The organism is Mesorhizobium sp. 113-3-9 (genome assembly GCF_016756515.1).
In the GTDB taxonomy this organism is placed as follows: domain Bacteria; phylum Pseudomonadota; class Alphaproteobacteria; order Rhizobiales; family Rhizobiaceae; genus Mesorhizobium.
The window spans coordinates 4,936,159-4,962,705 of the sequence record NZ_AP023246.1; the positions used below are offsets into that span (position 1 = coordinate 4,936,159).

The window sequence follows — 26,547 nt, forward strand, 5'->3', positions numbered from 1 at the left end:
CTACCTCAACCAGCGTTCGATGCGCGACATCGCCTCGACCATGTCGTCGTGGCTGCCGGCATAGGAAAAACGCATCGTGCGATGCCCCGCCTGGGTGTCGAAGTCGCGGCCGGGCGTCGCCGCCACATGCGCCTCGGCCAGCATCTTGCGCGCGAAGGCCATGCTGTCATTGGTGTGCCGGGTGACGTCGCAAAACGCATAGAAGGCGCCATCCATCGGCGCGGCCAGCGGAAAGCCAAGCTCGGGCAGACGTTTCATCAAGAGCTCACGGTTCCAGGCGTAGCGGCCCTTGACCACCTCCAGCTCCTCGGTCGCGGCAAAAGCCTCGATCGCAGCGATCTGCGACAGTTCCGGCGGCGAGATGTAGAGGCTTTGGGCAATCCGCTCGACCGGGCGCACCAGCTCTTCCGGCAACACCATCCAGCCGATGCGCCAGCCGGTCATGCAATAGTATTTCGAGAAGGAATTGATCACGGTCACGCTGTTGCCGAAGGCGAGTGCCGTGGTGTCGGGCGCGCCATAGGCCAATCGATGATAGATCTCGTCGGAAATGACGGCGATCCCCAGTGTCTCCGCCATATTGACCAGCGCCGACAGTTCGTCGGCCGGTATGACCGCGCCGGTCGGGTTGGCGGGGCTTGCGAAAAGAACCCCCTTCAGCGGCTTCTCGCGGTGCGCTGCCTCCAGATGACCGGCATGCAGATAGGCCGCGTCGCCGAGTTCGATCTCGACCACATCGATGCCGAGCGCCGCCATGATGTTGCGATAGGCGGGGTAGCCGGGGGCCGCGATGGCTACGCGGTCGCCCGGATCGAACATCGCCAGGAAGGCGAGATTGAAGGCCGCCGACGATCCTGTGGTCACCGCGATCCGGCCGGGCTCGACCTCAAGCCGATAGTGATCCGCGTAATGCTCGGCGATCGCCTTGCGCAGACCGGCCAGCCCCAGCGTGTCAGTGTAGCCTATGCGCCCGTCCTGCAAGGCCTTGGCAGCCGCGGCGCGAACCCTTGCGGGCGCGGGGTCGGAGGGCTGGCCGACCGCCATTGAGATCACTGGCACGCCCTGAGCCTTCAGCCTGTTCGCTTCGGCCAGGACATCCATGGCGTGGAACGGCTCGACATTGCCACGGCGTGAGAGCGAAACGACCATTTTATCCCTGTCCAGACAGTTGAGCACGCCATTCCCTTGATGCATGCGCCGCACAAATGCCCGATTGATGTGAGGATCACAAGTTGAGGAAGTTTTTCCGGTGCCGACTTTTCATCTTTCGCCCGCTCGTCTACCAGTTGACACGTCATGTTGAGCCGACCCAGATCGACGATTGCCCAGGCAGCACGCGTTTTCGCGACGTTTTCGCTCGGCGTCGTTGTTGCCGTGGCGAGTTCGGTCACCGCCTTCGCCCAGAACGTGCCTGTTATACGCGATGCCGAGATCGAGGCTCTGGTGCGCGATTACGCTCGGCCGATCTTCAAGGCCGCCGGGCTGGCGAATGACGGCATCGACATCGTTCTGGTCAACGATTCCAGCTTCAACGCCTTCGTCACCGGACGCCGGCTGTTCATCAACACAGGCGCGCTGATGACGGCTGAAACGCCGAACGAGATCATCGGCGTCATCGCGCACGAGGCCGGTCATATCGCCGGCGGCCACCAGCAGAAACTGCGTGACCAGCTTGAACGCGCCAAGACGATGGCCATCATCGCCACCTTGCTTGGCGCGGGCGCCATGGTCGCTGGCGCGACCACCAACAGCCGCGGTCTTGCCGGCGCCGGCATGGGCGTGGCGGCTGGCGGCGGTGAGATGGCGCAACGCAGCATCCTCGCCTACCAGCGCACCGAAGAAACGACCGCCGACCGCTCGGCGATCACCTATCTCAACGCCACTGGCCAGTCCGGCATGGGCATGCTGAAGACCTTCGCCCGCTTCCAGAGCGCGCTGTCCTTGTCGGGCACGCAGGTCGATCCCTATCGGATCAGCCATCCGATGCCGCAGGAGCGCATCGCCAATCTCGAAGTGCTGGTGAAGCAGAGCCCCAATGTCGACAAGGTCGACTCTCCGGCGCTGCAGCAGCGCCACGACATGATGCGGGTCAAGATCGCAGTCTATATGGACGGCCAGGCCGGGGCGGCGCGACTGATGCAAAAGATGCGGGGCAGCCTCGCCGCGCAGTATGGCGATGCCCAGTCCACCTATCTTTACGGCAACCTTGCCGCCGCGCTCGTCAAGGCCAACGCCCTGGTCAAGGCGCAGCCCAAGAATGCCTACTTCCAGGAATTGCGCGGCGACATACTGATGAAGGCGAACAAGCCCAAGGATGCGGCCGAAGCCTACACCAAGGCGGTCAGCCTCGATCCGGTGCGGTCCGGCCTGCTGCCTGTCTCGCTCGGCCAGGCCCTGATGGCCATAGGCACGCCCGACTCGCTGAAGAAGGCCGTGGTGCAGATCAACAACGGCCTGGGGCGCGACAAGGAAAATTCCGCTGGATATCGCTACCTGGCGCAGGCTTATGGCGAGTTGGGTGACATACCGGGCGCCGAGCTTGCCACGGCCGAGGGTCATTTCTATTCCGGCAACTACAAGGATGCGAAGATCTTCGCCATGCGGGCGCAGCAGCAGATGAAGCGTGGCGAGCCGCGCTGGATCCGCGCGCAGGACATTATAAACTACAAATCGTCAGGCAAAATCTAGTGAACCTTCCGGCCACGCGCTGCGACACAGCCGGACCGGGAAACAGGCAAAAGGAACGAGAACGATGAAAAAGGCACTGTTGCTGGGTACCACGGGGATCGCTGTAGCCCTTGCCATGCTGGCTTTCGGTTTCGTGGCCGGCAGCCCACAGATTGCCAAGGCCGGGACGGCGCAGCCCGTCGAGACGACACAGCCTGTCCAGACCGCGGCGGCCGATACCAAGGCGGCGGATACCAAGATCGACCGCACCGAGGTCGAAGGGATCATCCGCGACTACCTCTTGAAGAACCCCGAAGTGCTGCTGGAAGTGCAGGACGCGCTCGAGGCCAAGCAGAAGGACGAGCAGCGCCTCGCCGCGCTTGGCGTCATCAAGAACGCCAAGGAGCAGATCTTCAACTCCAGCTTCGACGGCATTGTCGGCAACCCGAACGGCAAGGTGACCATCGTCGAGTTCTACGACTACAATTGCGGCTTCTGCAAACGCGCCATCGAGGACATGCGGGCGCTGACCAAGGCCGATCCGGATTTGCGCTTCGTGCTCAAGGAATTTCCGATCCTCGGGCCGGACTCACAGAAGGCGAGCGTCGTCTCGATGGCGTTCCACCTGATGATGCCGGAAAAATACGGCGAGTTCCACAATGCTCTGCTCGGCGGCCAGGGACGCGCTACCGAAGCGGCCGCGATCAAGGTCGCGCTTTCGCTCGGCGCCGACGAGGCGAAGCTGCGCGAGAAGATGAAGGACCCGTCGATCAACGAAGCCTTCGCCAAGACCTATGATCTTGCCAACAAGTTGTCGATCACCGGAACACCGTCCTATGTGGTCGGCAACGAGGTCGTCTTCGGTGCTCTCGGGCAGGAAGTGCTGGCCGAAAAGATCGAGGCGGCGAAGGCCGCGCTTTGATCGGCCGGGAGTTTTCTTCACGGTCGGATTTCGGCCTGTTGTGGACAGTGAAAGAACGCACTTGCGCTCTTTCCGCGGGCGACTATGCCCATTATAGAGAGCCAGCGCGCCGGTTTGACACCGGCGCCGGTAAAGGTCGGCTTTTTTGAAAACGGTTTTCGTCCTGAACGGTCCCAATCTCAACGCGCTTGGCAAGCGCGAGCCGGGCATCTATGGCGGCAAGACGCTTGCCGCCATCGCCGACGACTGCAAGCAGGCGGGCACAGCGCTCGGGCTCGAGATCGATTTCCGCCAGTCGAACCACGAGGGCGATCTCGTCGACTGGATCCAGGAAGCAGGAGACAAGGCCGCCGGCATCGTCATCAATCCAGGCGCCTACAGCCATACCTCGATCGCGATCCACGACGCCATCCGCTCGGTCGCGCCGCTGCCGGTTGCCGAGGTTCATCTTTCCAACATCCATGCGCGGGAATCATTCCGCCACGTCTCCATGGTCGCGCCGGTCGCCGTCGGCATGATCTGTGGCTTTGGGCCGCTCGGCTACACGCTGGCGCTACAGGCGCTGGCCGCACGCTTATGACCGGCCAACAAACAGAAGGCTCGAAAATGTCGATAAAGAAGACCGGTGTTGACCAGCAGCTGATCCGCGATCTGGCGGGCATACTGAACGACACCAACCTGACCGAAATCGAGGTCGAACTGGGTGACCTGAAGGTGCGCGTGTCGCGGCAGGCGCCCGCCGTCCATGCCATCGCCGCACCCCAGCCAGCCTATGCGCCCGCGGCTGCCGCCCAGCCCGCGGCATCGGCCGCGCCGGCAGCGGCCGACGTATCGAAGAACGCGGTGGCCTCGCCGATGGTCGGCACCGCCTATCTGGCGCCCTCGCCCGACGCCAAGCCGTTCATCGAGATTGGCCAGAAGGTCAAGGAAGGCCAGACGTTGCTGATCATCGAGGCGATGAAGACGATGAACCAGATCCCTTCGCCGCGCGCCGGCACGGTGACGGCGATCCTGTTCGAGGACGCGACGCCGGTCGAATACGGCATGCCGCTCGTCGTGATCGAGTAGAGCTGGCAGGATGTTCCAGAAGATCCTCATTGCCAATCGCGGCGAAATCGCGCTTCGGGTGCTGCGTGCCTGCAAGGAACTCGGCATCCAGACCGTGGTGGTGCATTCGACCGCCGACGCCGACGCCATGCATGTCAGGCTCGCCGACGAGAGCGTATGCATTGGGCCGCCGCCATCGCGCGACAGCTATCTCAATATCCATCAGATCGTCGCGGCCTGCGAGATCACCGGTGCCGACGCCGTGCATCCAGGCTACGGTTTCCTGTCGGAAAACGCCAAGTTCGCCGACATATTGGCCGCGCACAACATCACCTTCATCGGCCCGTCCGGCGACCATATCCGCATCATGGGCGACAAGATCGAGGCCAAGCGTACCGCCAAGCGCCTTGGCATCCCCGTGGTGCCCGGTTCCGACGGCGCGGTGACCGACGAGAAGGAAGCCAAGCGCATTGCCGCCGAGATCGGCTATCCCGTGATCATCAAGGCCTCGGCCGGTGGCGGCGGGCGCGGTATGAAGGTTGCACTCACCGAGGCGGACCTCGAGATCGCCTTGCAGACGGCGCGCACGGAAGCCGGTGCCGCCTTCGGCGACGACGCCGTCTATATCGAGAAATATCTGCAGAAGCCGCGCCACATCGAGGTGCAGGTGTTCGGTGACGGCTTTGGCCGTGGCGTGCATTTCGGCGAGCGTGACTGTTCGCTGCAACGCCGCCACCAGAAGGTCTGGGAAGAAGCCAATTCGCCAGCGCTCAACGCCGAGGAGCGGTCCCGCATCGGCGGCATCTGCGCCAAGGCCATTGCCGATCTCGGCTATTCCGGCGCCGGCACGATCGAGTTCCTGTACGAGAATGGCGAGTTCTATTTCATCGAGATGAACACGCGCCTGCAGGTCGAGCATCCGGTGACGGAGGCGATCACCGGCATCGATCTCGTGCATGAGCAGATCCGTGTCGCTTCCGGCGGCGGTCTTTCGGTCAAGCAGGAAGACATCAAGTTCAACGGCCATGCCATCGAATGCCGCATCAATGCCGAGGATCCCCGCACCTTCACCCCCTCGCCCGGCACGATCACGCATTTCCACACGCCGGGCGGCCTCGGCATTCGCGTCGATTCGGGCGTCTATTCCGGCTACAAGATCCCACCCTATTACGACAGCCTGATCGGCAAGCTGATCGTTCATGGGCGCAACCGCGTCGAATGCATGATGCGGCTGCGGCGGGCACTGGATGAGTTCGTCGTCGACGGCATCAAGACGACCTTGCCGCTGTTTCGCGATCTCGTCGGCAACGCCGACATCGCCAATGGCGACTATGACATCCATTGGCTGGAAAAATACCTGGCCAAGGAAGAGTAGTCCGGGGACGCGATGACCCGTCCCTACGCGCCCGGCTATCGCATCCCGACCGACCTCCTGCTCAAGGCATACGCTTCGGGCGTCTTCCCGATGGCTGAAAGCGCTGGGGATCCGGAGGTTTTCTGGGTGCGGCCGGAGACGCGCGGCATCATTCCACTCGATGACTTTCACACGCCCAAAAGCCTGAAGAAGGCAATCCGCAAAAACCCATTCGACATCCGTTTCGACTTCGATTTCGAGGCGACGATCGATGGCTGCGCCGAGAAGCGCGAGGAGCGGCGCTCGACCTGGATCAACGCGCCGATCCGAGAGGCCTATGTGCAGTTGCACCGCATGGGCCACTGCCATTCGGTCGAGGCCTGGCGCGAGGACAACTTGGTCGGCGGCCTTTATGGCGTTTCGCTTGGACGGGTATTCTTCGGCGAAAGCATGTTTTCCAAACAAACGGATGCTTCGAAGATCTGCCTGGTCTACCTCGTCGAGCGCCTGAAGGCGCGCGGCTTCGCACTGCTCGACACGCAATTCACCACCGAGCATCTGAAGCACTTCGGCGCCGTCGATGTGCCGCGCGGCAAATACGAAAAGATGCTGGCCGAAGCACTGAAAGGCGAGGCGATCTTTTTTCCGTAGGGGTCGAGACCCTACTTGGCCGCCGCCTCGATCGGCGTCTGCGAATGGAACATCATCTTCCAGCCGTTGACGCGATGGACATAGCCGGTGCTGACCAATGCCGCGTAGGGTTCGCCATTTTCCCGGGTCGCGTGCGCCTCGTAAGTCAGCATGATGATATCGCTGCCCGGCTCGATTATTCCCTTGAGTTCGATATCGAGATCGCGCCAGCGGTTGGGCTTGGTCGCGGTCTTGGCGAGGTCTGCATTGTCCATCGCCCGTGCCATCTGAGGAAACGCCACCAGGCATTCCGTGTCGGCATTGGCGGCGTAGTAGGCTGCGTCGCCGGTCCAGAACCCTCTTTCGAGCTCAAGCAGCTCTTTCTTGCTGGCCGTGATCCGCTTGCTGTCCGACATCGGTCTATCCTCCGGGCGCATCGATGCGCAATCGTTCGTGATCCAACGCATGATGGACACGACGGTTCCGGGGGATCAGTTGGTGTCGGACGTATCCGGTTCCGTGGGGGCGGACTGTTCAACATCCGAGGTGGCGGCAGGCTTGGTCGCGGCTGGCTTGGCCGCGGCTGGCTTGGTCGCGGCAGGTTTCGAAGCGTCGGCCTTGGTCGCGTCAGCCTTGGTGGCGCCGGGCGCAGGGACATCCGACTTCTGCTTGCATTCCTTCAGCCAGACGTCATAGACGGCATGTTCGACAGCATTGAGGCCCGGGCTTTCGGCGAACATCCAGCCGGTGAAGATGCGACGGATCTTGCGGTCGAGCGTGATCTCGTCGACCTCGACGAAGGAATCGGTCTTCGGCTCCTCGGTTTGCGGCCGGGAATAGCAGACGCGCGGCGTCACCTGCAAAGCGCCGAACTGCACCGTTTCGTCGATATAGACATCGAAGGTGATGATGCGGCCGGTGATCTTGTCGATACCGGCGAACTCGGCGACCGGGTTGCTGATGCGATCCGATCCCGCAGGGGCCGCCGGCGCGGGTGCGGGCGCGGCAGGTGCGGGCGAAGCGGCAAACGCCGCGGTGCTGACGGCGAGGCCGGCGGCTAACGTCAGACCGCCCGTCGATATCAGGTTGAAAAAGCTCATATAGGGGTACCGGTGGTTCGCGCCCGGGTGATTCCGTCAACCACCAAGGCTAGTCGCCGTTTTCTGATCAGCAAGCAGCTAAACACCAATTGTGGCGATAAAGGACCGGCCTGCACCTTGTGTCGCTACAGACCGGGGCCGTTACGACCCAGGCGTCCAGGCGTCATAGTCACCCGTGACCTGCGGGCGATGCTGGTTCGTCAGCACAGAGCCCTTCGGGCGATAGGCCGCCGGCGTGCCGGTCAGATTAGGCTGATGCGGCTTCTGCCAGTCGCGCGGCTTGTACTCGTCACTGGGCGGCGCGACGTCGACACGGTGATGGATCCAGCCGTGCCAGCCCGGCGGGATGGCAGAGGCTTCGGAATAGTTGCGATAGATGACCCAGCGGCGCGTGCGGCCTTCCGAATCGATACCGCCTTCGTAATAGACATTGCCGGCCTCGTCCTGGCCGACTCTCTTGCCGTACCGCCAGGTGTGCAGGCGTGTTCCCAGCGTCTGGCTGTTCCACCAGGTGAAAAACTGCGTCAGGAAAGTCTTCATCTCAGAACCCTCGCGCCGGCGGCGACTGTTTCCTGCTTATGGCGTCAGGCCTTCGGGAAGGCAAGGGTTTTGCCGCGGGGAGCGCGCAAATGGCGCGCCAGGGACCCGACACAAGCCTGTGATCCCCAGCGGCGGCAGGATGCACGCTTGCCAAGCCTTTCCGCTCTTTCTAAAGCTCAGCGCGCCCATGCGGGCATCAATCCGGCCATGGGCCGAAGGAGGTGACGATTGGCCACGAAATTGCCGACCACCGACATTCGGATCGACGCCGAGCTGATTCGCCACCGCAAGGGCGGCACGCCACTGGTCTGCCTCACGGCCTACACCTATCCCGTCGCTCGCCTGCTCGATCCCCATGTCGACCTGCTCCTCGTCGGCGACAGCGTCGCCATGGTCCTGCATGGCCACGAGACGACGCTGGGCGCCTCGCTCGAGATGATGATCGCACATGGGCAAGCCGTGATGCGCGGCTCGGCCAGGGCCTGTGTGGTCGTCGACATGCCGGCCGGCAGCTACGAGGACTCGGCGGCGCAGGCGCTGGCCTCGGCGCGACGCATCGTTGGCGAGACCGGCTGCCAGGCGGTGAAGCTCGAAGGCGGCGTCGACATGGCCTTGCAGATCGCGGCGATCGTGGCCGCCGGCATTCCGGTCATGGGCCATATCGGCCTGCTGCCGCAATCGGTGGAGAAGGATGGCGGCTACAAGATCAAGGGCCGCACGGACGAGACGATCGCGGCGTTGATGGCTGATGCGCTTGCCGTAGAAAAGGCCGGCGCGTTTTCGGTGGTCATCGAAGGCACGATCGAGGCGGTCGCCGCCGACATCAGCCACAGCATCGCCATTCCAACCATCGGCATCGGCGCCAGCGGCGACTGCGATGGCCAGATCCTGGTCATCGACGACATGGTGGGGCTGACCGTCGACCGTGTGCCGAAATTCGTCAAGGAATACGCCGACCTGCGCAGGGTGATCGCGCATGCCGCCGAGCAGTATGCATCGGAGGTGCGAAATCGGACATTCCCCGGTCCGGCCCATGTCTTTTCCGGCTCAAACACCAATGGCGGAGACCGAGCATGAGCCAGCCCGATGTCGTCGATAGCGTTGCCGCACTTCGCGCCAGGATTCGCGACTGGCGGCGTGACGGCTTGCGCGTCGCCATGGTGCCAACCATGGGCGCGTTGCATGAAGGGCATCTCTCCCTGATCAGGATCGCGCGCGAAAAAGCAGAGCGCTGCGTGGTGTCGATCTTCGTCAACCCGACGCAGTTCGCACCGAGCGAGGACCTCGACAAGTACCCGCGCCAGCTTGCCCGCGACCTGGACCTGCTGGCGACGGTGAAGGCCGATCTTGCCTTCACGCCGACGGTTGGCGCGATGTATCCCGCCGGCTTTGCCACCAGGATCTCGGTCGGCGGCCCCTCCGCCGGGCTCGAATCGGACTTTCGCCCAACCTTTTTCGAAGGCGTGGCCACCGTGGTGGCCAAGCTCTTCCTCCAGGCAACGCCCGACTACGCGGTCTTCGGCGAAAAGGATTATCAGCAGCTTTGCGTCGTCAGGCAGCTCTGCCGCGACCTTGACCTGCCCGTCGAGATCATCGGTGCCCCGACCATACGCGACGCGCATGGCCTCGCCATGTCGTCGCGCAATGCCTATCTCGACGAGGGTGAACTGGCGGTCGCTCGCCAACTCAACGTGATTCTGCGCAAGGCGGCAGCGGCGTTGGCGGCCGGCGTGCATCGAGACGACGCAACCGGCGAAGCCGGTCGTGCCCTGATCGCCGCCGGCTTCCAGAAGATCGACTATGTCGAGGCCCGCGAAATCCTGACGCTTGCGCCTTGGAGCCGCGACCATACGGGGCGCCTCCTCGCCGCTGCCTGGCTTGGCAAGACGCGGCTGATCGACAATGTGGAAGTTCCCACCGCCTAGGGCAAAGGGTCGATCGACTGCATTCGGCTTCCTGCCGCGCTTACCCTCACTCCTATTCGCCCGCTGGTCCTCACCAATAACTGCCCCACGACGACCCCAATAATCCCAGCTGATGCTTTCACGAGTGCATCGGCAAGATGCGCGTGGCGGCCGGGATCGATGATCTGAAGCAATTCCAGTATGCCGGCAGTCAAAACCACAAAGATCAAGGTCTGATACACTCGGTTGGGGAAGCTGAGCGCCAGGGCGAAGCCCAACAGCACATAGGCCAGGGCACGCTCGATATTCGCCTGGGCTATGTGCGGCCTCATCTGGATCGGCGACAAGGTCGCGAAAATGATGATGACAAGCAGCACCAGCGCCGCGATGCGGAACAGTTTGATCATGCCCCTGCATATCCGTCGTGAGCCGGCGCAGCAAATGCTGGAATGACGCAGGAGCGGATTGGGAACCGATCGGCCGGCCCCAGCAGAACGGGTATGCGCATAGCGAACACCGATGCATGACTGGCACGACTGGTCGCCCAGAGTGAAACAATCAGCAGATCGCGGCCGCCAGCGGCGTTTCCGACGGCACCATCAAATCGCAACTGGCGACGATCTTCGACAAGACGGGAACGGGCGATCAACGGACACTCGAATTGGTGATGCGTGAACTGTCACCGCCGCTGCGCTCACGCTGACCTGCCTTTTTTGCCCGAGCCCTGTCGGAGCTACTCCTCTGTCGGCATATGCAGATACATGGACTGGATGCCGACCCGGCCCGGGCCGGTGAAGCGATTGACGATGAAATTCATGTTGGCTCCGAAGAAGCCGCTCGACAGGCGGTCGATCTTGGTTTCCATCCTGACCGAGGCATCCTTGAACAGCCAGCCGCCCGGCTCGATGTCGATGGTCTCGCCTGATGCAAGCGTCTTTTCGAAGACATTGCCGTAGCCGTGCAGCCAGACGATGCCGTCGCCGGTATCGCCGCGAAAACGGTCGATGAAGAAGCCGCTCTGGCCAAACAGCATCGTCGCCAGGCCGCGTACCCGCTCGAATGTGTAGTCGACATTGCCGGTCGCGGCGAGAAACTGGTGTTCGCGCACCTGGATCTCCTCGCCGCGCCTGAGATGGATCGGCACGATGTGGCCGGGCCCGTCACGGCTGAAGGCGATGATGCCCGCCCCCGACGCCTCGGTGACGAAGATCTGCATCCCGGCCATCATGCGCTTCAGCGCGCCTTTGAGCGATTTCAGGCCGATGGTGATGGTGGAATTTTTCCACAGCAGGATGTGGTGCTCGAAATAGACCGGCATCCGTGTCACGTCGACCGAAAGCACGGGCACCAGCTCACCCGCAATGTGATAGGTGACGCCACCAAAGGTTTCGTCCGACACCTGCGTCGGCATCAGTTCCGGCAAGCTTGGCATGGTTCCCCCCTCGCCGCCTTGCGCGCCAGCCTATTCCGGCTCCCGCACGGTCAGCCGCAGCAGCTTTGGTGCGTGACCCCCGGGCCGTCAAACGAAAACGGGGCGCATGCCGAGCCGCTCGCGAGAAGGTGATCTGGAGTGCCAGCAGATGGCAGTCAGCCGGCAAGCGGCCTGCGATAGACCAGTGTCGGTTCGCCGGACGCACCCGTGTGCTCGCCGGCATCGCCGGATCGCACGAAGCCGTTCGCCTCGTAGAAGGCAATGGCACGCTTGTTCTGTTCTTCCACTTCCAGACGGATGGCGCGAGCTTCAGGGAAACTCTCGATGATCTCGTCGAGCAGCATGCCGCCGATGCCCCTGCCCTGCAGGCCTGGAAGCACGTAGAGCTGTTTCAGCACAACCAGTTCTCCGCCATCAATGCCTTCGGCAAAAGCCACGCCGCCAATGCGCTTGCCGTCATCGGCGACGAGGAACTCGCTGTTCGGCCGTGTCAGTCTGGTTCTCAGAGAAGCAATCGAGTGCCATTGGTCGGTGATTTCGGTGACCTTGGCAGCGCCATAGATGGCGTCATAGGTCGCATGCCAGGTTTCAACCAGCAGCGCCCGGATGGCGGCGAGGTCGCGATCTCCGGCGGTGCGGACGAACATGGTTCTCTCTCCGCCTAGGCCGCGACGCGATTGCGTCTGAAATCGATCGCCGCAAGCAGTACAACCCAGATCAGCAGCACCATGCTGCCCGGCATGTTGGCCGCCATGGCAAGGCCGGAGAAACCGGTTGCCGCGATGGCCAAGCCGCCGAACAGAACGCCTACGGCGCCTGCGCCGCCAAGCAGCGCCAGCCACAGCGGACAGCGCCTGGCCCGATACAGGGCGACATTGGCGAGCAGAACCGTCAGGCCGAGCAGAATGGCGCTGACCGCCGCAAAGCCGATTTCGACCTGGCGCACGGCGAAGGCGGCGCTGAACAGCGACGGCTTTGTCGCCGCATCGGCAGCGGCCCAGGCGTTGACCACCGCCTTCAGCGCAATGCCGTCGACGGCTTGCAAGGCAGCGGCCGCCGCCAGCGACGCCGCGCCGAACACGATCGTCAGAAGGGTCCAGCCACGGCGCGGACCGTCGGACGGACGACCAAGGATCAGCAGCAGTCCGGCAACCATCGCGAAGACGCCGGCAAGCTGTGCCATGTGGCTGTAGAGCCAGATATGGTCGGCAGCATATTCACCGAAGGCGGCAAGCGCCTCATTCGGATCTTCATGCATCGGGTGCAGGGACGTGCCGACGAAAAGCAGCACGGCGCCAGCAATCAACAGTACCGACGAGACGCTTGCCGGGTTGCCCGGCTTTGCGTCTCCGCTCATTGATCCGCTATGCCGAGCTTGGCCTTGACGAGGTCGTTGACCGCCTGCGGGTTGGCCTTGCCGCCTGTCGCCTTCATCACCTGGCCGACGAACCAGCCGGCCATGGTCGGCTTGGCGCGCGCCTGTTCGACCTTGTCCGGATTGGCCGCGATAACCTCGTCGACAGCCTTCTCGATGGCGCCGGTATCGGTGACCTGCTTCAAGCCACGGCTTTCGACCAGTTGACGTGGATCGCCACCTTCGTTCCAGACGATCTCGAACAGGTCCTTGGCGATCTTGCCGGAGATGGTGCCATCCTTGATCAGGTCGATGACGGCGCCAAGCTGGTCGGGCGAAACCGGCGCATTTTCAATGTCCTTGCCCGCCTTGTTCAATTGACCGAGCAGGTCGTTGATGACCCAGTTGGCGGCGAGCTTGCCGTCACGTCCGGCGGCCACCTTCTCGAAATAGTCGGCGATCGACTTTTCCGAGACCAGGATCGAAGCATCGTAGGTCGAGAGACCCAGCGAGGTGATCAGCCGCGCCTTCTTGTCGTCGGGCAGTTCCGGCAGTCCTTTGGCCAAAGCATCGACATAGGCCTGATCGAATTCCAGCGGCAGAAGATCGGGATCGGGGAAGTAGCGGTAGTCGTGCGCTTCTTCCTTCGAGCGCATTGAGCGCGTCTCGCCCTTGACGGCATCGTACAGCCGCGTTTCCTGGTCAATCTTGCCGCCATCCTCCAGGATGGCGATCTGGCGGCGCGCCTCATAGTCGATGGCCTGGCCGATAAAGCGGATCGAGTTCATGTTCTTGATCTCGCAGCGCGTGCCGAACTCGCCACCGGGCCGGCGTACCGAGACGTTGACGTCGGCGCGCAGCGAGCCTTCATCCATGTTGCCGTCGCAGGTGCCGAGATAGCGCATGATGGTGCGCAGCTTGGTGACATAGGCCTTGGCCTCATCGCCGGAACGCAGGTCGGGCTTGGAGACGATCTCCATCAGCGCCACGCCGGAGCGGTTGAGATCGACATAGGACATGGTCGGATGCTGGTCGTGCATCGACTTGCCGGCATCCTGCTCCAGATGCAGCCGCTCGATGCCCACCTCGATGTCCTCGAACTCGCCCTGGCGGTCGGGGCCGACCGAGACGATCACCGTGCCCTCGCCGACGATCGGCTGCTTGAACTGTGAAATCTGGTAGCCTTGCGGCAGGTCGGGATAAAAATAGTTCTTCCGGTCGAAAACCGACTTGTGGTTGATCTGTGCCTTCAGGCCGAGACCGGTGCGGATCGCCTGCTTGACGCATTCCTCGTTGATGACAGGCAGCATGCCGGGCATTGCCGCATCGACCAGGCTGACATTGGCATTGGGCGCCGCACCGAAAGCGGTCGAGGCGCCGGAGAACAATTTTGCTTCCGAGATGACCTGCGCGTGCACTTCGAGACCGATGATGATTTCCCAGTCGCCGGTGGCGCCGGGGATCAGGCGTTTTGCGTCGGGCGTGCGGGTATCGATGAGGGTCATGGTGGCCTGCGCTTCTAGCTCGCGAAGATTGCGATTTTCGCAAATTTGAGTGTTGGCCTTCGCTAGTGCAAACCGCCAAAAGAGACAAGCGCAAAGCCGCAGGCTGGCCTTTTCAGCCGCCTTCGCCTATAGGACGCCCATCCCAATGGAGAGTGGATGTCCACTTACGCTCAGTCCCGGTAGGGCCCTGACCTCGTAGCGAGGCAGGGCAGAAAACCTGAAACCCCGTGCCGCGAAGCTTCGCGGCGGCGGCATTTTTTGTTTTCCCGGAAAAACTCTCCACATGGATATTTCGCGCACTGAACAACGCATCCTGCACCTGCTTGCGCAGGGCGGCCGCATTGAAATCAAAAAGAACCAGAAGAAGCGGATCGCCTCCGTCAAATGCCTGACCCGCGACGGCTGGCACTATCCGGGCGTCGATCTCGACCTGTTTCGAAAGCTGAAACGCAAGAAGGCGGTTTCGTCGTCTGGCGGCGGTCCCTACCGCATCACAAGGCGCGGGCTCGAGCTCGTGCGCTCCGAACTCGACAACAGATAGGATATGGTTCCGCCGGTCCGGTTTCCGGCCGGCGGCTCCGTTCACCGTTCAGGCGGTGGCGATATAGGCCCTGATCTCGTCGGCCTCGCGCTCGACATCCTCGATGCGGCGCTTGACCACGTCGCCGATGGAGACGATGCCATCGAGCAGGCCGTCCTTTTCCACCGGCAGATGGCGGAAGCGGCCCCTGGTCATGATCTCCATCACTTCGTTGACGGTGTGGTTCTCGTTGCAGATCTTCACCTTCGGCGTCATCGCCGAACGCACGGCGATATCAAGCGCGGCGCCACCTTCCTTGGCGACAACCCGCACGATGTCGCGCTCCGACAGAATGCCGACGATCTTGCGATCGCCATTGGTGATGACCAGCGCGCCGATCTTGTGTTCGGCCAGGATGCGGATGGCTTCGCTGAGCTTTTCGTTCGGCCCGAGCGTCAATACGTCATGGCCTTTTCTTTCCAGAATTGCCTTAACCGTCATGGCGTCCTCCTCTGCTTCGCCTGCCGGCCCCCTGCCCAGACCGGCTTTCACGTAAGAGTGAACATCGTGCGCCGTGATCGGCTGCATTTCAAGTGCCGCGGTCGGTGGCCTCCCATTCGGAGGGCTGCCATCGCCGGTCGAACCAGCGCAGGCCGAAGAAGCCGGCGACGAAGCCGCCAATATGGGCCTCCCAGGCGATCTGTCCGTCTACTCCAGGGGCAAAGCCGAGCAGGCCGGTGGCGAGATTGATGATCATCCACACGGCGAGAAAGATCACGACGCCGCGCAAGCGCAGGACAGTTGCGATCGGCAGCACGGGGCCAGCGAAGGCAGCCTTGCCGGCCGACCGGTCGGTGCGAAAACCAAAACGCGCCGCGGCCCCCATCATGCCTGATATGGCGCCGGATGCGCCGACCAGTGGTGCCTCGCCATACGGGTGCATGGCCCAGAAAAGCGCCACGGAAGCCAGTCCGGTGGCCGCGAAGAACAGGGCGAACCAGAGCCCGCCGAGACGATTGGCCAATGGCGAGCCAAAGGCGGCGAGCCAGACCATATTGATGGCGATATGGGCAAAACCGCCATGCATGAAGGCATAGGTGAAAGGCCGCGTGAGCAGGAACCAGTCGAAGCCGTATTGGCCGGTGTAGAGAACCGGGATGAAGGCCCCGTCGTACAACAACGTCATCTGTTGCGCGTCGTTCAGCACATATTGCTGCAGCAGGAAAACGACCGCGCAAATGCCGATCACCGCCAGCACGACGGGCGGCAGATTGAACACCGGCTCGCGCCGGGGCTCCGGCATCGGTTCGGCGTGTTCGGCCTCGGAAGGATCTTGCGGTTCGCTCATCTGCAATCGCACTCTGCTGGGTTCGATCTGGGGGCTGGTTCGATCTGGCCAGCATCTAGATCATGGTCAATGGAACCGCAAACAGCGAATCGCCTTGGCGCGAATCAAAAAAGAAGCCGTCCAAGGTTTCCCTTGAACGGCCGGTCGAGCCCCCTGCTCCCCTAAAACTCTTGACTGAAGTGCTGCCGATCGTCGCGAAACGACCGCTTCTGGAGTGGTTTTGGTGTGCCACAGGGCCTGCCCGGGCGCAACGTAAACCAGTTGTTAACCTTAACGGTCCCGACCCGTGAACAAGTGTTAACGACGCTGGCACGCTTCCTGCTCCCCAACGCATGTAGGTCATCGGAGGGCGCCCTTCTGTTCACCGATGGGACATCAGACGACAGAATGCGCGGAGCAGCATAACATGAACCAAAACGGATCGATCACGCTGTTCCAATATTGGAACCGCCTGCGTGACGGACGCCCTGCCCCGAAGCGATCGGAAGTCGAACCGGCCGATATCAAGTCGCTGCTGGCCGATACGTTCATCCTGGAAAGGGACACCCGCGGGCAACCCGTGTTCCGTCTGGCCGGCACCAGGCTCTGCGCCTGCTATGGCCGCGAACTGAAGGGTTTCTCCTTCCCGTCACTGTGGCGCGAGAAGGATCAGCGCCTGGTTTCAAGGCTGATTCATGGGGTTTTCGATCAGAAATCGGTCGTGTTGATCATATTTGAGGGCTTCAGCCGCAACGGCCGCTCGAACAGGTTCGAACTGCTTGCCTTGCCGCTTGACGGCGGCATCGAAAACCAGCGCTGCCTCGGCGTGGTCAGCGCCGTGGAGAAGCCATTCTGGCTGGGTGCAGACCCGATCACGGACGCACTGATCGATTCGATCCGTGTCATCGATCCGGAGAAAGAGCTGCTCAACAACCGTCCGGCGATCGACGTCCCCTCGCTTGTTCCGGCCGAACTCGATGCGCCCGATACGATCTCGGCGCTTGGCCGGGCGCGCCGCATCCGCCATCTCGTCGTCTTCGACGGCGGGCGCGAGGAATAGTTGATCATCCCACGGGTCCCGCAGGCTCGTTTTTCCCCTTTGTTAACCTGCTTTGTTGTAATTCTCCGATGAAGTCCTTCGCATCGACGCGCGGGAATGCCAAACGGGGTGTAGGCAGTCATGAGGTCAGCGGCGGTCGACTATGCGCCGTCCCAAGCTGAAAGGCGTAACTTTCAGCGCGTCCGGGTCAAGATATACGGGCGATTCATGCTGGAAGATCGCACCGAGCATCCTTGCCAGGTCGTCGACATGTCGCCCGGCAACGTCGCGCTCCGCACCGATCGCATCGGCATGCCCGGCGAAAAGGTGATCGCCTATATCGACCATATCGGCCGCATCGAAGGCGTCGTCACACGCACTCTGCAGGACGGCTTCGCGATGACGGTCATTGCTTCCGACCGCAAGAAGGACAAGCTGGCGGCGCAGCTGACCTGGCTGGCCAACAAGCATGAACTCGACCTGCCGGAAGACCGCCGGCACGAGCGCGTCGCGCCGCGCAACCCGACCAGCGTGCTGCAACTCACCGACGGCCGTCAGTACCAGTGCAGGATCATCGATCTGTCGCTGTCGGGCGCGGCGATCGAGATCGACGTCAAACCGGCGATCGGCGTCCAGGTCATGCTGGGCACCATGCGTGGGCAAGTCGTTCGTCATTTCGAGGATGGCGTCGCCATCGAATTCGCCGTCATCCAACGTCCCGAAACGCTCGATTCCGAATTCAACACGCCGCGCGCCTGAACGGCACGGACAGGCAATCAAACCGGCCCTTCGCGGCCGGTTTTTTGTTGCGGCAATCACCCAAGAAAATTTCCGGAAGCGGCTGAACCGCGCGGCAGCCCAAAGGTGGCCATCCGCCCCCATGGACAGCGAAGCCCTCACGCCTTTGACAAGCCGATAATCCAAACAATTAAATACTAAAATGATTCAAATTTTATGTTTATTCTACTGGCGTTTTACTTAAAGTCTGCTTCGCGCCTTTGCGTCAAATAAATCCACATGTGGCAATGTCTCCTTCGAACGGGGAGACTAGAAATGAAAGAAACGAGGGGCAAGCTGTTGCTGATGGCAATGGCGATGCAGCTTTCAGCCTGGGGATCAGCATATGCCGCGGGACCGGCCTATATGCACACCGGCGGCCGTACCACGCAGCCTGTTGGCCATTACGAATTCTGCCAGCGCATCCCTGGCGAATGCAACGAGAAGACGCCCAAGGGCGCGCCAGTCGACCTGAGCCGCAAACTCTGGGCGACGATCGTCAGCATCAACAATTCGGTCAATACCCGCATCAAGCCGCGCACCGACATGGAAAATTACGGTGTCGAGGAGTACTGGGCCTACCCCGACAACGGCTATGGCGATTGCGAGGACTACGCGCTGGAGAAGCGCCGCGAACTGATGGACGCAGGCGTGCCGGCGGGTGATCTGCTGATGACGGTTGCACGCCAGCCCAATGGCGACGGCCACGCCGTGCTGACCGTGCGCACCAGCCTCGGCGAGTTCATCCTCGACAATCTGGAAACCAAGGTGCTGTCCTGGACGGACACCGACTACACCTATCTCAAGCGTCAATCGACGGAAAATTCCGGCGTTTGGGTGACGATCAACGACGGCCGTTCCGACGCGGTCGCCAGCGTCCGCTAGAGCGCCAATGCATGCCGCCCAAAGGGGCAGCGGTTTGCGGCATGCATGGAACAGAGGTTAAGCGCATCGCGACGCGCTTGAGGAGAAACCCGGTCGAGTCCCCACCCTCCCCGTCCCCAACGACCGGGTCAAAGGAGCCGGCCCCGTCCCCGGGCCGGCTCCGCCATTTCCGGGATAGCTGCTAAAATTGATCCCAATTTCCATGGCATGTGCATTCGCGCCGCCATATCTCCAGAGGATATCAGCAGCAGGAGGCCTTATGCCGACCGAAGCTCGATCACCGCGTCTTGCGGTTCTTATCGACGCGGACAACACCTCCGCCAAGATCGCCGACGGTTTGTTCGAGGAGATCGCGAAGATCGGCGAGGCCAGCGTACGCCGTATATATGGCGACTTCTCCAGCACACGGTCCAAGAGTTGGGCAGACATATTGGCGAAGCACGCGATCATTCCGCAGCAGCAGTTCGCTTATACCACTGGCAAGAATGCTTCCGATATTACACTGGTGATCGACGCGATGGACCTGCTCCATAGCGGCCGTTTCGACGGTTTCTGCCTGGTTTCTTCCGACAGCGATTTCACGCGGCTTGCTGCGCGCATACGCGAACAGGGTGTCGATGTCTTTGGGTTCGGAGAGCAGAAAACCCCGGAGAGCTTTCGGCAGGCTTGCCGCCGGTTCATCTACACCGAAAACCTTCTACGTGGCCCGGCGAACATCCCGGACGCCGCGCCCGCATCGAAGCCGCTTCAATCATCCAGTGCCGCGCTGCCGATACTCAAGAAAGTCATTGGCCAGATGGACAGCGAAGACGGCTGGGTGCTGCTCGGCACGTTCGGAAAGCAGCTCTCGAACCTCTTCTCCGACTTTGACCCTCGCACCTATGGTTTCGGTAAACTGAGTGACCTGGTGAGGAATACAGCCGAATTCGAGATCGAAGCGCCCAAAGGGGGAGCCATGCGCATTCGAATCAAGCCCGCGACCGCGAGGAAAGGAAAAAACAAATCCGCCTGATCCATACGGGACCGCCGTCCTCGCAACTGCCGGCTGGATCGTGACCTCAGAGCTTCTTCAACCCCGCCTTGAAGCGTTTGCCGTTGGCGACGTAGTGCGCGGCCGAGCCGCGCAGCCTGGCGACAGCCGCGTCGTCCAGCACCCTGATCGCCTTGGCCGGCGAGCCGACGATCAGCGAATTGTCGGGAAATTCCTTGCCTTCGGTGACCAGCGCGCCGGCGCCAACGAGCGAATTGCTGCCGATCCTGGCGCCGTTCAGCACAATGGCGCCCATGCCGATCAGACTGTTGTCGCCGATCGTGCAGCCATGCAGCATGGCCCGGTGGCCGATCGTGCAACCTTCGCCGATGGTCAGCGGAAAGCCGGGATCGGTGTGCATGACCGTGTGTTCCTGCACATTGGTGTCGGCGCCGATCACAACAGGTTCGTTGTCGCCGCGAATGACGACGCCAAACCAGAAGCCGGCATTGCGGCCGACGCGCACATTGCCGATCAGCGTCGCATCGGGCGCGATCCAGTTTGAACCCGCATCCTCGAAGTTGGGCTCTGCTCCGTCGATCGCATAAAGCGGCATTGTCGGTCTCCGAATCGTCTCAGATGCCGGACCCTAGGAGACTGATCGTCCATGAGGCAATGGCGAGCGTGACAATGCCCAGCGCCAGGGACCAGGCAATCGCCGTGCAACCGCATGACAAGAGCGCGACGGTCGAAATGCGACCCTCCCGCCGGGCATCGAGGGCATCGTTGACCAGCATGAACGGCCCGGCGCCAGCCGTGGCTGCCAGCGAGCGCAGCACATGCGAGGATGATACGTAGGGCTCGGTGAAGGCGACCTTGCGGCCTGACATCAGTTCCATCGTCGAGCCCGTCAGCCCGCAAACCGTCAGCCCGACGGCAAAAGCAAACAGGAAGAGTTCCATCTGGGCCATCTTAACCTTCCATTTACCATGAAATCGCACAGTCGTTTCAGGAAGGCTGCAAGAGCCGTGCCGTGCGATGTGTGCCGCCGAGGCACAGCTGGAATGGCGGACGGACGGTTGCGATGAGGACCGAGATGAAGCAGGCAGCGATCGCCGACGGCCCGGAACTCACCGTGGTCGATTCCATGTTGATGAAGCGGGTGTTCTACGCCTTCGCCGCACTTGCCTTGCTGTCCGTGGCGATCAGCCTCGGCGGCAAATGGTTCGGCCATTCGATCGCCATGGCCGGATACACGGATGATCCCACCATCCGCCAGGTCGTGATCGGCAACAATGTCATCGCGGTGCCGGCCAATTTCATCCGTTTCGCCCAGGCCCGGCGCGACGGCATCGCCTCGCGTCTCGACCTCTATCTGCGCTATCCCCAGATGGACGGCTACAGCGAGGCGGCTCGCGACGATTTCAACCACTCGGAAGCCAACAGGAACATCGTCTTCCTGTCCTTCGAACCACAGATGATGTCGCGCGACATGAGTGGCCGGTTCGCGCCGATCTACAGCGCGCTCATCGTCCAGCCCGGCATTCCGGGACCTGGCGGCACGACGGTCTACGGTTTCAACGAGAAATCAGGGTATCTGAACGAGGTGCTGGTGGTCGGCAAGCGCCCGGGCAAGGATCCCTTCGTCGCCCGCTGCCTGAGCGGGCCGAGTGCCGGTCAATCCCTGGCGCCTTGCGAGCGGGACGTCCATGTCGGCAACGATCTCAGCCTCACCTACCGTTTTCCCAAGGAATTCCTCGGTGACTGGCAGACGCTCGACGCGGCGATCACGGCCGAGACCGGGCGATTCCTGAAAACCGGACATTGACAGACAAAGACAGGCCACGCCCGGCGCGGCCTGTCTTTGGATTGCGGGCTCAGCCCAGATCGATGTCGAGGATCGCCATCGAGAAATTGTAGTCGCCGTCATCCTCGTCCTTGAAGACGATGCCGAGGAACTCGTCGCCGACATAGACTTCGGCCGAATCTTCCTTGCGCGGCCGTGCCTTGACCTCAAGCTTGGGGTTCTGGAAGACGCGCTTGAAATAGGCGTCCAGCTTTCTGATTTCGTCCGGCTTCAACAGTCTTCTCCGATCATCGGGCTTGCTGGTTTGAAGGGCGCTTCTGGCACGTCGACAATGGCGATGTAAAGGCAAGCCGGCCGTATTGCACCGGAAGCGGCGGCTACCGGGCACAATCGCAATCACGCCGGACAGCGCGCCGGCGCGGAAATCAGATGTCGAAACTGATCACCTGGTCCATCTTCTGCGACGGCAGGAGCTGGTCCATCTGGCGCGAAGGCTGGTCGCAGCCGGTCTCGCCAACCACGCGGGCCGGCACGCCGGCAACCGTCTTGTTGTGCGGCACGGGCGACAGCACCACCGATCCGGCGGCGACCTTGGAGCAATGGCCGATCTCGATGTTGCCGAGAATCTTGGCGCCTGCGCCAATCAGCACGCCACGGCGGATCTTGGGGTGGCGGTCGCCACCGGCCTTGCCGGTGCCGCCCAGCGTCACGCCGTGCAGGATCGATACATCGTCCTCGATCACCGCGGTCTCGCCCACGACCAAGCCGGTGGCGTGATCGATGAAGATGCCCTTGCCGATGCGTGCGGCCGGATTGATGTCGGTCTGGAAGACCGAGGACGAACGGCTCTGCAGGTAGAGCGCGAAGTCCTTGCGGCCCTGGTTCCACAGCCAGTGCGCCAGCCGATGGGTCTGGATGGCGTGAAAACCCTTGAAATACAGCACCGGCATGATGAACCGGTCGCAAGCCGGGTCGCGGTCATAGTAGGCCTGGATGTCGACGCGCACGGTGGTCGGCCAGTCCTTGTCGTCGGTCAGCATGGTCTTGAAGGTCTGGCGGATGAGGTCGGAGCCGATATCCTGATGGGCAAGCCGTTCGGCGATCCGGTGAATGACGGCCTCTTCCAGGCTCTCCTGGTTGAGGATCGTCGAATAGAGGAAGGCGGCGAGCAACGGATCGCGGTTGACCGCGTCCATCGCCTCGTCGCGGATCGAACGCCAGATCGGATCGACCGGCTGCAACGCGCTGTGGCGGGAAATGCTGATGCTGTTCATCGACGTCTCGTCCTGCGTCCTGCTGGCTTGCCTGCTGTCTGGCCGCACATATAGGCCAGATCATAGCACGATTGAACTCAATTTTCCTTAGTGCTTCGTCAAATGGATTTGGTTCGCAGGAATTCAAGCAGCCATGGAAAACGAACCCTTGATCGCCGAGCCCCCGGAAAGCGGCCGTCCGCGCCAGTTGCCGGCAAGGCGTAGGACGATCTGGTGGCGGGCACGGTCAGCGCGGCGCCGATGACGCCGCGCCGAGATCGACGCAGTTCAAGTCGGCAGCGACGTGCCGGCCTGTTCGGCCACCATGTATTCGGCATACCAGTCGGGCCAGTTCACATCATGCTGTCCGCCGGTCCGTTTCTCGTGTTCGCCGTGTGCTGCCGCCGCACGTCGCAGCGCCGCGGCGAGCTCGTCCGACGACGTGAACACCGTATCGCTGGGATCGACGCGTCCAGGCAATCGCTGGGTGATTTCCTGCAGGATGAAGCTGTTGCCGTCGGGATCACTGAACGTGACATAGGAGGAATAGCTGCGCCCTTCCGGATGCCGGCCACTGACCGGCAGCTGGCCAGGCCCCGTGCGGTGGAACACCTCGCTCGCCTCGACGCCGCGCGCCACGAGTTCGGCGTGCGCCGCCTCGATATCGGATACCACGAGATAAAGCCCCTTGGCCGAGCCTGGCGCGGCTGATGTCAGACCCTTGCCGAAATGGATCGAGCAGGGCGAACCCGGTGGCGTGAACTGCACAACTCGAAACGCATCGCCGACGACGAAGTCCGCGTCGAGCCGCCAACCCAGGCCACTGTAAAAACGCTTGGACCGATCCGCATCCGCAACGGCAATGATGACGGCCTCGAGCTTCATGTCGATGGTCCCCGGTCTGGGGTTCTCGCTGCCAGGCGTATTGGTCATGTCAGCCTCCTGGTTGGATATTCCTGGGTGGCAACATTCTCCAGAGCCCCGGCCCGTGCAAGGTTCGAAATGATTGGCTCGAAGAGGCCGAGATCGATTAACTGGCCGGATGACGAAAATGAAAGACCAGTCCTTGATCGCCGAACCGTTGAAACAGGAACTCTCGGCGCTCTACCGAGCCGAGGATCGCCACTACCACAACCTCGCCCATATCGAGGCCATGCTGGCGCTGGCCGGCGACTATCGAGCGTCGCTGCATGACCCCGAAGCTGTTGAAGCGGCAATCTGGTTCCACGACGCCATCTATGACAGCAGGGCCAAGGACAATGAGGCCAGAAGTGCCGCTCTTGCCGAGAAAAAGCTCGCGGGCAGCACCGATGCCGGGCGCCTGAACCGCATCAGCGCGATGATCCTCGCCACCGCCACACACCAATTGCCTTTGTTCGACAACGCGGCGGCAACACGCGACGCCAGCCTCTTCCTCGACATGGACCTGTCGATCCTGGGTAGCGCGCCTAATGCTTTCGACGCCTATGAACGCGCGGTCCGCCGCGAATATGGCTGGGTGGAGGAGCCGATGTGGCGTGCCGGACGGGCTGCCGTGCTGAAGGATTTCCTTGCCCGCCCGCACATCTTCCACACGCAGGAATTTCGCCAGCGCTTCGAGCCTCAGGCCAGGCTGAACATGGCGCGCTCGCTGGAGACCCTGCAAAAGCCGTCGTGATTTTCGCTCTGGTTCTCCCGGCTTTCGCATCCGGCCCAACAAGGCAGAACTGCGAGACGCCGAAATCGTCAAACGTGAATTCTTCAGAGGTGCCGACACTATGAGCAGCAATTTCTTCCAGCCGGTCGACGCCTCGGCCGTTCCCCGTTTTGCCGGGCTGTCGACCTTCATGCGGCTGCCAGCGGTGGCGAGCGCCGAAGGACTCGATATCGCTCTCGTCGGCATACCGTGGGATGGCGGCACGACCAACCGCGCCGGCGCCCGCCACGGCCCGCGCGAGATCCGCAACCAGTCGAGCCTCATGCGGCGCGTCCACCACGTTTCGGGGACCGAACCGTTCAGCATCGCCAATGTCGCCGATGTCGGCGACCTCTCGGTCAATCCGATCAATCTCCTGGACGGGTTGAAGCGCATCGAGGAAGGCATCGCAGCGATCGTGACGGCAGGCGCCATTCCGCTTGCCGCCGGCGGCGACCACCTGACGACGCTGCCGGTACTGCGCGCCGTCGCCAGGGAGCGTGCGGTCGGGATGATCCATTTCGATGCGCATTCCGACACCAACGACCGTTATTTCGGCGACAACCCTTATACGCACGGCACGCCGTTCCGCCGTGCCATCGAGGAAGGCCTGCTCGACCCGAAACGGGTCGTTCAGATCGGCATCCGCGGCTCGATCTACGAGCCCGGCGAGCACGACTGGGCGGTCGCCCAGGGCATTCGCATCATCTACATGGAGGAATTCGTCAGGCGGGGTGCCGCCAGCGTCATGGAGGAAGCGCGCGCCATCGCCGGAGCCGGCCCGACCTATGTGACCTTCGACATCGACTGCATCGACCCGTCGATGGCGCCGGGAACAGGCACGCCCGAGCTCGGTGGCTTCACCACCCGCGAGGCGCAGGAAATGGTGCGCCTGCTCGACGGGCTGAACATTGTCGGCGCCGACGTCGTGGAAGTGGCGCCGCCATTCGATCTCGCCGGCATGACGGCGCTGGCGGGTGCCACGATGATGTTCGAATTGCTGTGCGTACTGGCGAAGTCTGTCCAGGCAGCAAGGGCACCGGACCTAGGCGAAAGTACCAGTGCGGCGGCTCAAAGCGGATTTTCGGCGTAGAACTCAAGCACGCGTTGCTTGAAGGTCTTGTCCCCGACCGCCAGCATGTGGTCGCGGCCTTCGATGTGAAAAGCCCTGGCGTTCGGCATCAAGGCGGCAAGCTCGTCGGGCGAGCCGCCGATATCGTCTGTCGTGCCGACGGCAACCAGCGTCGGCTGGGCGATGCGGGCAATGTCCGCCTCATCAAGCAATTCCCGGGATTTGGCGATGCAGGCGGCAAGCGCCCGGCGATCGCTGCGGGTCTGGTCGGCGAAGGCGCGAAAGGAGCGGCCGCGCGGATGGGTGGTCGCGGCTGGATCCTCGGCAAGCAGGGCCGCGGCAATCGGATCCCAGTCGCCGACGCCGTCGATCATGCCGATGCCAAGGCCGCCAAAAACCAGCGTCGCCACCTTGTCCGGATCGGACAGGGCCAGGAACGCCGCGATGCGCGCGCCCATCGAATAGCCCATGACATGGGCCCGTTCGATGCCGAGATGGTCAAGCAAGGCGGCGGCATCGGACGCCATCTTCGCGGGTGTATAATCGGCCTCGTCATAGCTCTTGGATGATGAGCCATGGCCGCGATTGTCGAAGGCGATGGCGCGATAGCCGGCGTCGTTGAGCGTCTTGAACCAGCCGGGCGACACCCAGTTGACATAATGGCTCGAAGCGAAGCCGTGGATCATGAGTACGGGATCGCCCTCGCCCGACGCCGGCTGGCGATCGAGGAAGGCAAGATCAAACCCGTCATGAGAAAAAAACTGCAT

At 62.3% G+C, this 26,547-nt stretch carries 33 protein-coding genes; 16 read left to right on the forward strand and 17 right to left on the reverse strand.

The genetic code is table 11. The annotated features are described in order from the left end of the window. Positions 1-1,149, reverse strand: a complete 1,149-nt coding sequence (locus MesoLj_RS24135; protein WP_140767720.1) for a pyridoxal phosphate-dependent aminotransferase — start codon at positions 1,147-1,149, stop codon at positions 1-3. A gap of 147 nt (positions 1,150-1,296) precedes the next feature. Here MesoLj_RS24135 and MesoLj_RS24140 point away from each other — a divergent pair, with 147 nt between their 5' ends. The 6 genes from MesoLj_RS24140 (at position 1,297) to aat (ending at position 6,641) form a co-directional block, all read left to right on the forward strand. Next, entirely contained in the window at positions 1,297-2,688 is a 1,392-nt protein-coding gene (locus MesoLj_RS24140; protein WP_202322819.1) for a M48 family metalloprotease, read from the forward strand. Positions 2,689-2,752: 64 nt separating this feature from the next. Continuing rightward, entirely contained in the window at positions 2,753-3,589 is an 837-nt protein-coding gene (locus MesoLj_RS24145) for a DsbA family protein (protein ID WP_202322820.1), read from the forward strand. Positions 3,590-3,734: 145 nt separating this feature from the next. Then, entirely contained in the window at positions 3,735-4,169 is a 435-nt protein-coding gene (gene aroQ / locus MesoLj_RS24150) for a type II 3-dehydroquinate dehydratase (RefSeq protein ID WP_096445540.1), read from the forward strand. A gap of 26 nt (positions 4,170-4,195) precedes the next feature. After that, positions 4,196-4,657 carry an acetyl-CoA carboxylase biotin carboxyl carrier protein gene (gene accB / locus MesoLj_RS24155; RefSeq protein ID WP_140767723.1) on the forward strand — a complete coding sequence of 154 codons (462 nt, stop codon included), beginning with the start codon at positions 4,196-4,198 and terminating at the stop codon, positions 4,655-4,657. A 10-nt stretch (positions 4,658-4,667) separates the two neighbouring features. Continuing rightward, positions 4,668-6,011, forward strand: coding sequence for an acetyl-CoA carboxylase biotin carboxylase subunit (gene accC, locus MesoLj_RS24160; protein ID WP_140767724.1), 1,344 nt, complete (start codon positions 4,668-4,670; stop codon positions 6,009-6,011). A gap of 12 nt (positions 6,012-6,023) precedes the next feature. Beyond that, the gene (gene aat, locus MesoLj_RS24165; RefSeq protein WP_140767725.1) at positions 6,024-6,641 is read left to right on the forward strand and encodes a leucyl/phenylalanyl-tRNA--protein transferase; all 618 of its coding nucleotides are present in this window, start codon (positions 6,024-6,026) and stop codon (positions 6,639-6,641) included. Positions 6,642-6,652: 11 nt separating this feature from the next. On the opposite strand, the gene MesoLj_RS24170 is transcribed toward aat, so the two are convergent. The 3 genes from MesoLj_RS24170 to MesoLj_RS24180 all read right to left on the reverse strand — a co-directional run bounded on the left by MesoLj_RS24170 (position 6,653) and on the right by MesoLj_RS24180 (position 8,260). Continuing rightward, entirely contained in the window at positions 6,653-7,036 is a 384-nt protein-coding gene (locus MesoLj_RS24170; protein WP_140767726.1) for a hypothetical protein, read from the reverse strand. A gap of 75 nt (positions 7,037-7,111) precedes the next feature. Beyond that, entirely contained in the window at positions 7,112-7,720 is a 609-nt protein-coding gene (locus tag MesoLj_RS24175) for a DUF2155 domain-containing protein (RefSeq protein ID WP_202322821.1), read from the reverse strand. A 141-nt stretch (positions 7,721-7,861) separates the two neighbouring features. Beyond that, positions 7,862-8,260: an NADH:ubiquinone oxidoreductase subunit NDUFA12 gene (locus MesoLj_RS24180; protein ID WP_056566539.1), complete on the reverse strand. Its 399-nt coding sequence runs from the start codon at positions 8,258-8,260 to the stop codon at positions 7,862-7,864. Between the two features lie 228 nt (positions 8,261-8,488). Between MesoLj_RS24180 and panB the strand changes: the two genes are divergently transcribed. Next, the gene (gene panB / locus MesoLj_RS24185) at positions 8,489-9,337 is read left to right on the forward strand and encodes a 3-methyl-2-oxobutanoate hydroxymethyltransferase (protein WP_202322822.1); all 849 of its coding nucleotides are present in this window, start codon (positions 8,489-8,491) and stop codon (positions 9,335-9,337) included. Beyond that, the gene (panC, locus tag MesoLj_RS24190) at positions 9,334-10,185 is read left to right on the forward strand and encodes a pantoate--beta-alanine ligase (protein ID WP_202322823.1); all 852 of its coding nucleotides are present in this window, start codon (positions 9,334-9,336) and stop codon (positions 10,183-10,185) included. Before panB ends, panC begins: the two co-directional genes overlap by 4 nt. Here the strand turns inward: panC and MesoLj_RS24195 are convergent. The 5 genes from MesoLj_RS24195 to gatB form a co-directional block, all read right to left on the reverse strand. Further along, positions 10,182-10,571 (reverse strand): VanZ family protein, encoded by a 390-nt coding sequence (locus MesoLj_RS24195; protein ID WP_202322824.1) that lies wholly within the window; start codon positions 10,569-10,571, stop codon positions 10,182-10,184. The two genes, panC and MesoLj_RS24195, sit on opposite strands and share 4 nt — an antisense overlap. Before the next feature lie 326 nt (positions 10,572-10,897). Then, on the reverse strand, positions 10,898-11,596 hold the full coding sequence (locus tag MesoLj_RS24200) for an AIM24 family protein (protein ID WP_140767731.1): 699 nt from the start codon (positions 11,594-11,596) through the stop codon (positions 10,898-10,900). Between the two features lie 155 nt (positions 11,597-11,751). Beyond that, positions 11,752-12,243 carry a GNAT family N-acetyltransferase gene (locus tag MesoLj_RS24205; RefSeq protein ID WP_140767732.1) on the reverse strand — a complete coding sequence of 164 codons (492 nt, stop codon included), beginning with the start codon at positions 12,241-12,243 and terminating at the stop codon, positions 11,752-11,754. A gap of 14 nt (positions 12,244-12,257) precedes the next feature. Further along, complete coding sequence (locus MesoLj_RS24210) at positions 12,258-12,953, reverse strand: hypothetical protein (RefSeq protein WP_202322825.1); 696 nt, start codon at positions 12,951-12,953, stop codon at positions 12,258-12,260. Beyond that, the gene (gene gatB, locus MesoLj_RS24215; protein WP_202322826.1) at positions 12,950-14,455 is read right to left on the reverse strand and encodes an Asp-tRNA(Asn)/Glu-tRNA(Gln) amidotransferase subunit GatB; all 1,506 of its coding nucleotides are present in this window, start codon (positions 14,453-14,455) and stop codon (positions 12,950-12,952) included. The genes MesoLj_RS24210 and gatB overlap by 4 nt, the downstream gene beginning before the upstream one ends. A 283-nt stretch (positions 14,456-14,738) precedes the next feature. Here gatB and MesoLj_RS24220 point away from each other — a divergent pair, with 283 nt between their 5' ends. Continuing rightward, positions 14,739-14,996, forward strand: a complete 258-nt coding sequence (locus MesoLj_RS24220) for a YjhX family toxin (RefSeq protein WP_202322827.1) — start codon at positions 14,739-14,741, stop codon at positions 14,994-14,996. A 48-nt stretch (positions 14,997-15,044) separates the two neighbouring features. Here the strand turns inward: MesoLj_RS24220 and MesoLj_RS24225 are convergent, their stop codons facing one another. Then, on the reverse strand, positions 15,045-15,476 hold the full coding sequence (locus tag MesoLj_RS24225; RefSeq protein ID WP_027051720.1) for a CBS domain-containing protein: 432 nt from the start codon (positions 15,474-15,476) through the stop codon (positions 15,045-15,047). Positions 15,477-15,564: 88 nt separating this feature from the next. After that, a complete protein-coding gene (locus tag MesoLj_RS24230) occupies positions 15,565-16,323 on the reverse strand; it encodes a rhomboid family intramembrane serine protease (protein ID WP_140767735.1) in 759 nt (252 codons plus the stop codon). A gap of 406 nt (positions 16,324-16,729) precedes the next feature. On the opposite strand from MesoLj_RS24230, the gene MesoLj_RS24235 reads away from it, so the two are divergent. From MesoLj_RS24235 to MesoLj_RS24250, 4 genes are all read left to right on the forward strand, one after another. Beyond that, positions 16,730-17,362 carry a PAS domain-containing protein gene (locus MesoLj_RS24235; RefSeq protein ID WP_202322828.1) on the forward strand — a complete coding sequence of 211 codons (633 nt, stop codon included), beginning with the start codon at positions 16,730-16,732 and terminating at the stop codon, positions 17,360-17,362. A gap of 120 nt (positions 17,363-17,482) precedes the next feature. Next, a complete protein-coding gene (locus tag MesoLj_RS24240; protein WP_056566564.1) occupies positions 17,483-18,100 on the forward strand; it encodes a PilZ domain-containing protein in 618 nt (205 codons plus the stop codon). 294 nt (positions 18,101-18,394) lie between these two features. After that, positions 18,395-19,003, forward strand: a complete 609-nt coding sequence (locus MesoLj_RS24245) for a transglutaminase-like cysteine peptidase (RefSeq protein WP_140767737.1) — start codon at positions 18,395-18,397, stop codon at positions 19,001-19,003. Positions 19,004-19,262: 259 nt separating this feature from the next. Next, the gene (locus MesoLj_RS24250) at positions 19,263-20,015 is read left to right on the forward strand and encodes an NYN domain-containing protein (RefSeq protein WP_140767738.1); all 753 of its coding nucleotides are present in this window, start codon (positions 19,263-19,265) and stop codon (positions 20,013-20,015) included. Between the two features lie 46 nt (positions 20,016-20,061). Here MesoLj_RS24250 and MesoLj_RS24255 read toward each other — a convergent pair whose 3' ends face one another. Both MesoLj_RS24255 and MesoLj_RS24260 read right to left on the reverse strand, forming a co-directional pair. Then, positions 20,062-20,589 (reverse strand): gamma carbonic anhydrase family protein, encoded by a 528-nt coding sequence (locus MesoLj_RS24255; RefSeq protein WP_202322829.1) that lies wholly within the window; start codon positions 20,587-20,589, stop codon positions 20,062-20,064. Positions 20,590-20,608: 19 nt separating this feature from the next. Next, positions 20,609-20,944, reverse strand: a complete 336-nt coding sequence (locus MesoLj_RS24260; RefSeq protein WP_140767740.1) for a DUF6949 family protein — start codon at positions 20,942-20,944, stop codon at positions 20,609-20,611. Positions 20,945-21,069: 125 nt separating this feature from the next. Between MesoLj_RS24260 and MesoLj_RS24265 the strand changes: the two genes are divergently transcribed. After that, the gene (locus tag MesoLj_RS24265; RefSeq protein ID WP_202327442.1) at positions 21,070-21,801 is read left to right on the forward strand and encodes a hypothetical protein; all 732 of its coding nucleotides are present in this window, start codon (positions 21,070-21,072) and stop codon (positions 21,799-21,801) included. A gap of 49 nt (positions 21,802-21,850) precedes the next feature. On the opposite strand, the gene MesoLj_RS24270 is transcribed toward MesoLj_RS24265, so the two are convergent. The 3 genes from MesoLj_RS24270 to MesoLj_RS24280 all read right to left on the reverse strand — a co-directional run bounded on the left by MesoLj_RS24270 (position 21,851) and on the right by MesoLj_RS24280 (position 23,966). Continuing rightward, positions 21,851-22,054: a DUF3126 family protein gene (locus MesoLj_RS24270; protein WP_019857879.1), complete on the reverse strand. Its 204-nt coding sequence runs from the start codon at positions 22,052-22,054 to the stop codon at positions 21,851-21,853. A gap of 151 nt (positions 22,055-22,205) precedes the next feature. Continuing rightward, on the reverse strand, positions 22,206-23,054 hold the full coding sequence (cysE, locus tag MesoLj_RS24275; RefSeq protein ID WP_056566866.1) for a serine O-acetyltransferase: 849 nt from the start codon (positions 23,052-23,054) through the stop codon (positions 22,206-22,208). A 267-nt stretch (positions 23,055-23,321) separates the two neighbouring features. Beyond that, entirely contained in the window at positions 23,322-23,966 is a 645-nt protein-coding gene (locus MesoLj_RS24280; protein WP_202322830.1) for a VOC family protein, read from the reverse strand. Between the two features lie 109 nt (positions 23,967-24,075). On the opposite strand from MesoLj_RS24280, the gene MesoLj_RS24285 reads away from it, so the two are divergent. Together MesoLj_RS24285 and speB are read left to right on the forward strand one after the other, a co-directional pair. Then, positions 24,076-24,690 carry an HD domain-containing protein gene (locus MesoLj_RS24285; protein ID WP_446720255.1) on the forward strand — a complete coding sequence of 205 codons (615 nt, stop codon included), beginning with the start codon at positions 24,076-24,078 and terminating at the stop codon, positions 24,688-24,690. A gap of 100 nt (positions 24,691-24,790) precedes the next feature. Continuing rightward, positions 24,791-25,801, forward strand: coding sequence for an agmatinase (gene speB, locus MesoLj_RS24290; protein WP_202322832.1), 1,011 nt, complete (start codon positions 24,791-24,793; stop codon positions 25,799-25,801). On the opposite strand, the gene MesoLj_RS24295 is transcribed toward speB, so the two are convergent. Further along, a complete protein-coding gene (locus tag MesoLj_RS24295; protein WP_140767744.1) occupies positions 25,780-26,547 on the reverse strand; it encodes an alpha/beta fold hydrolase in 768 nt (255 codons plus the stop codon). The genes speB and MesoLj_RS24295 overlap by 22 nt on opposite strands.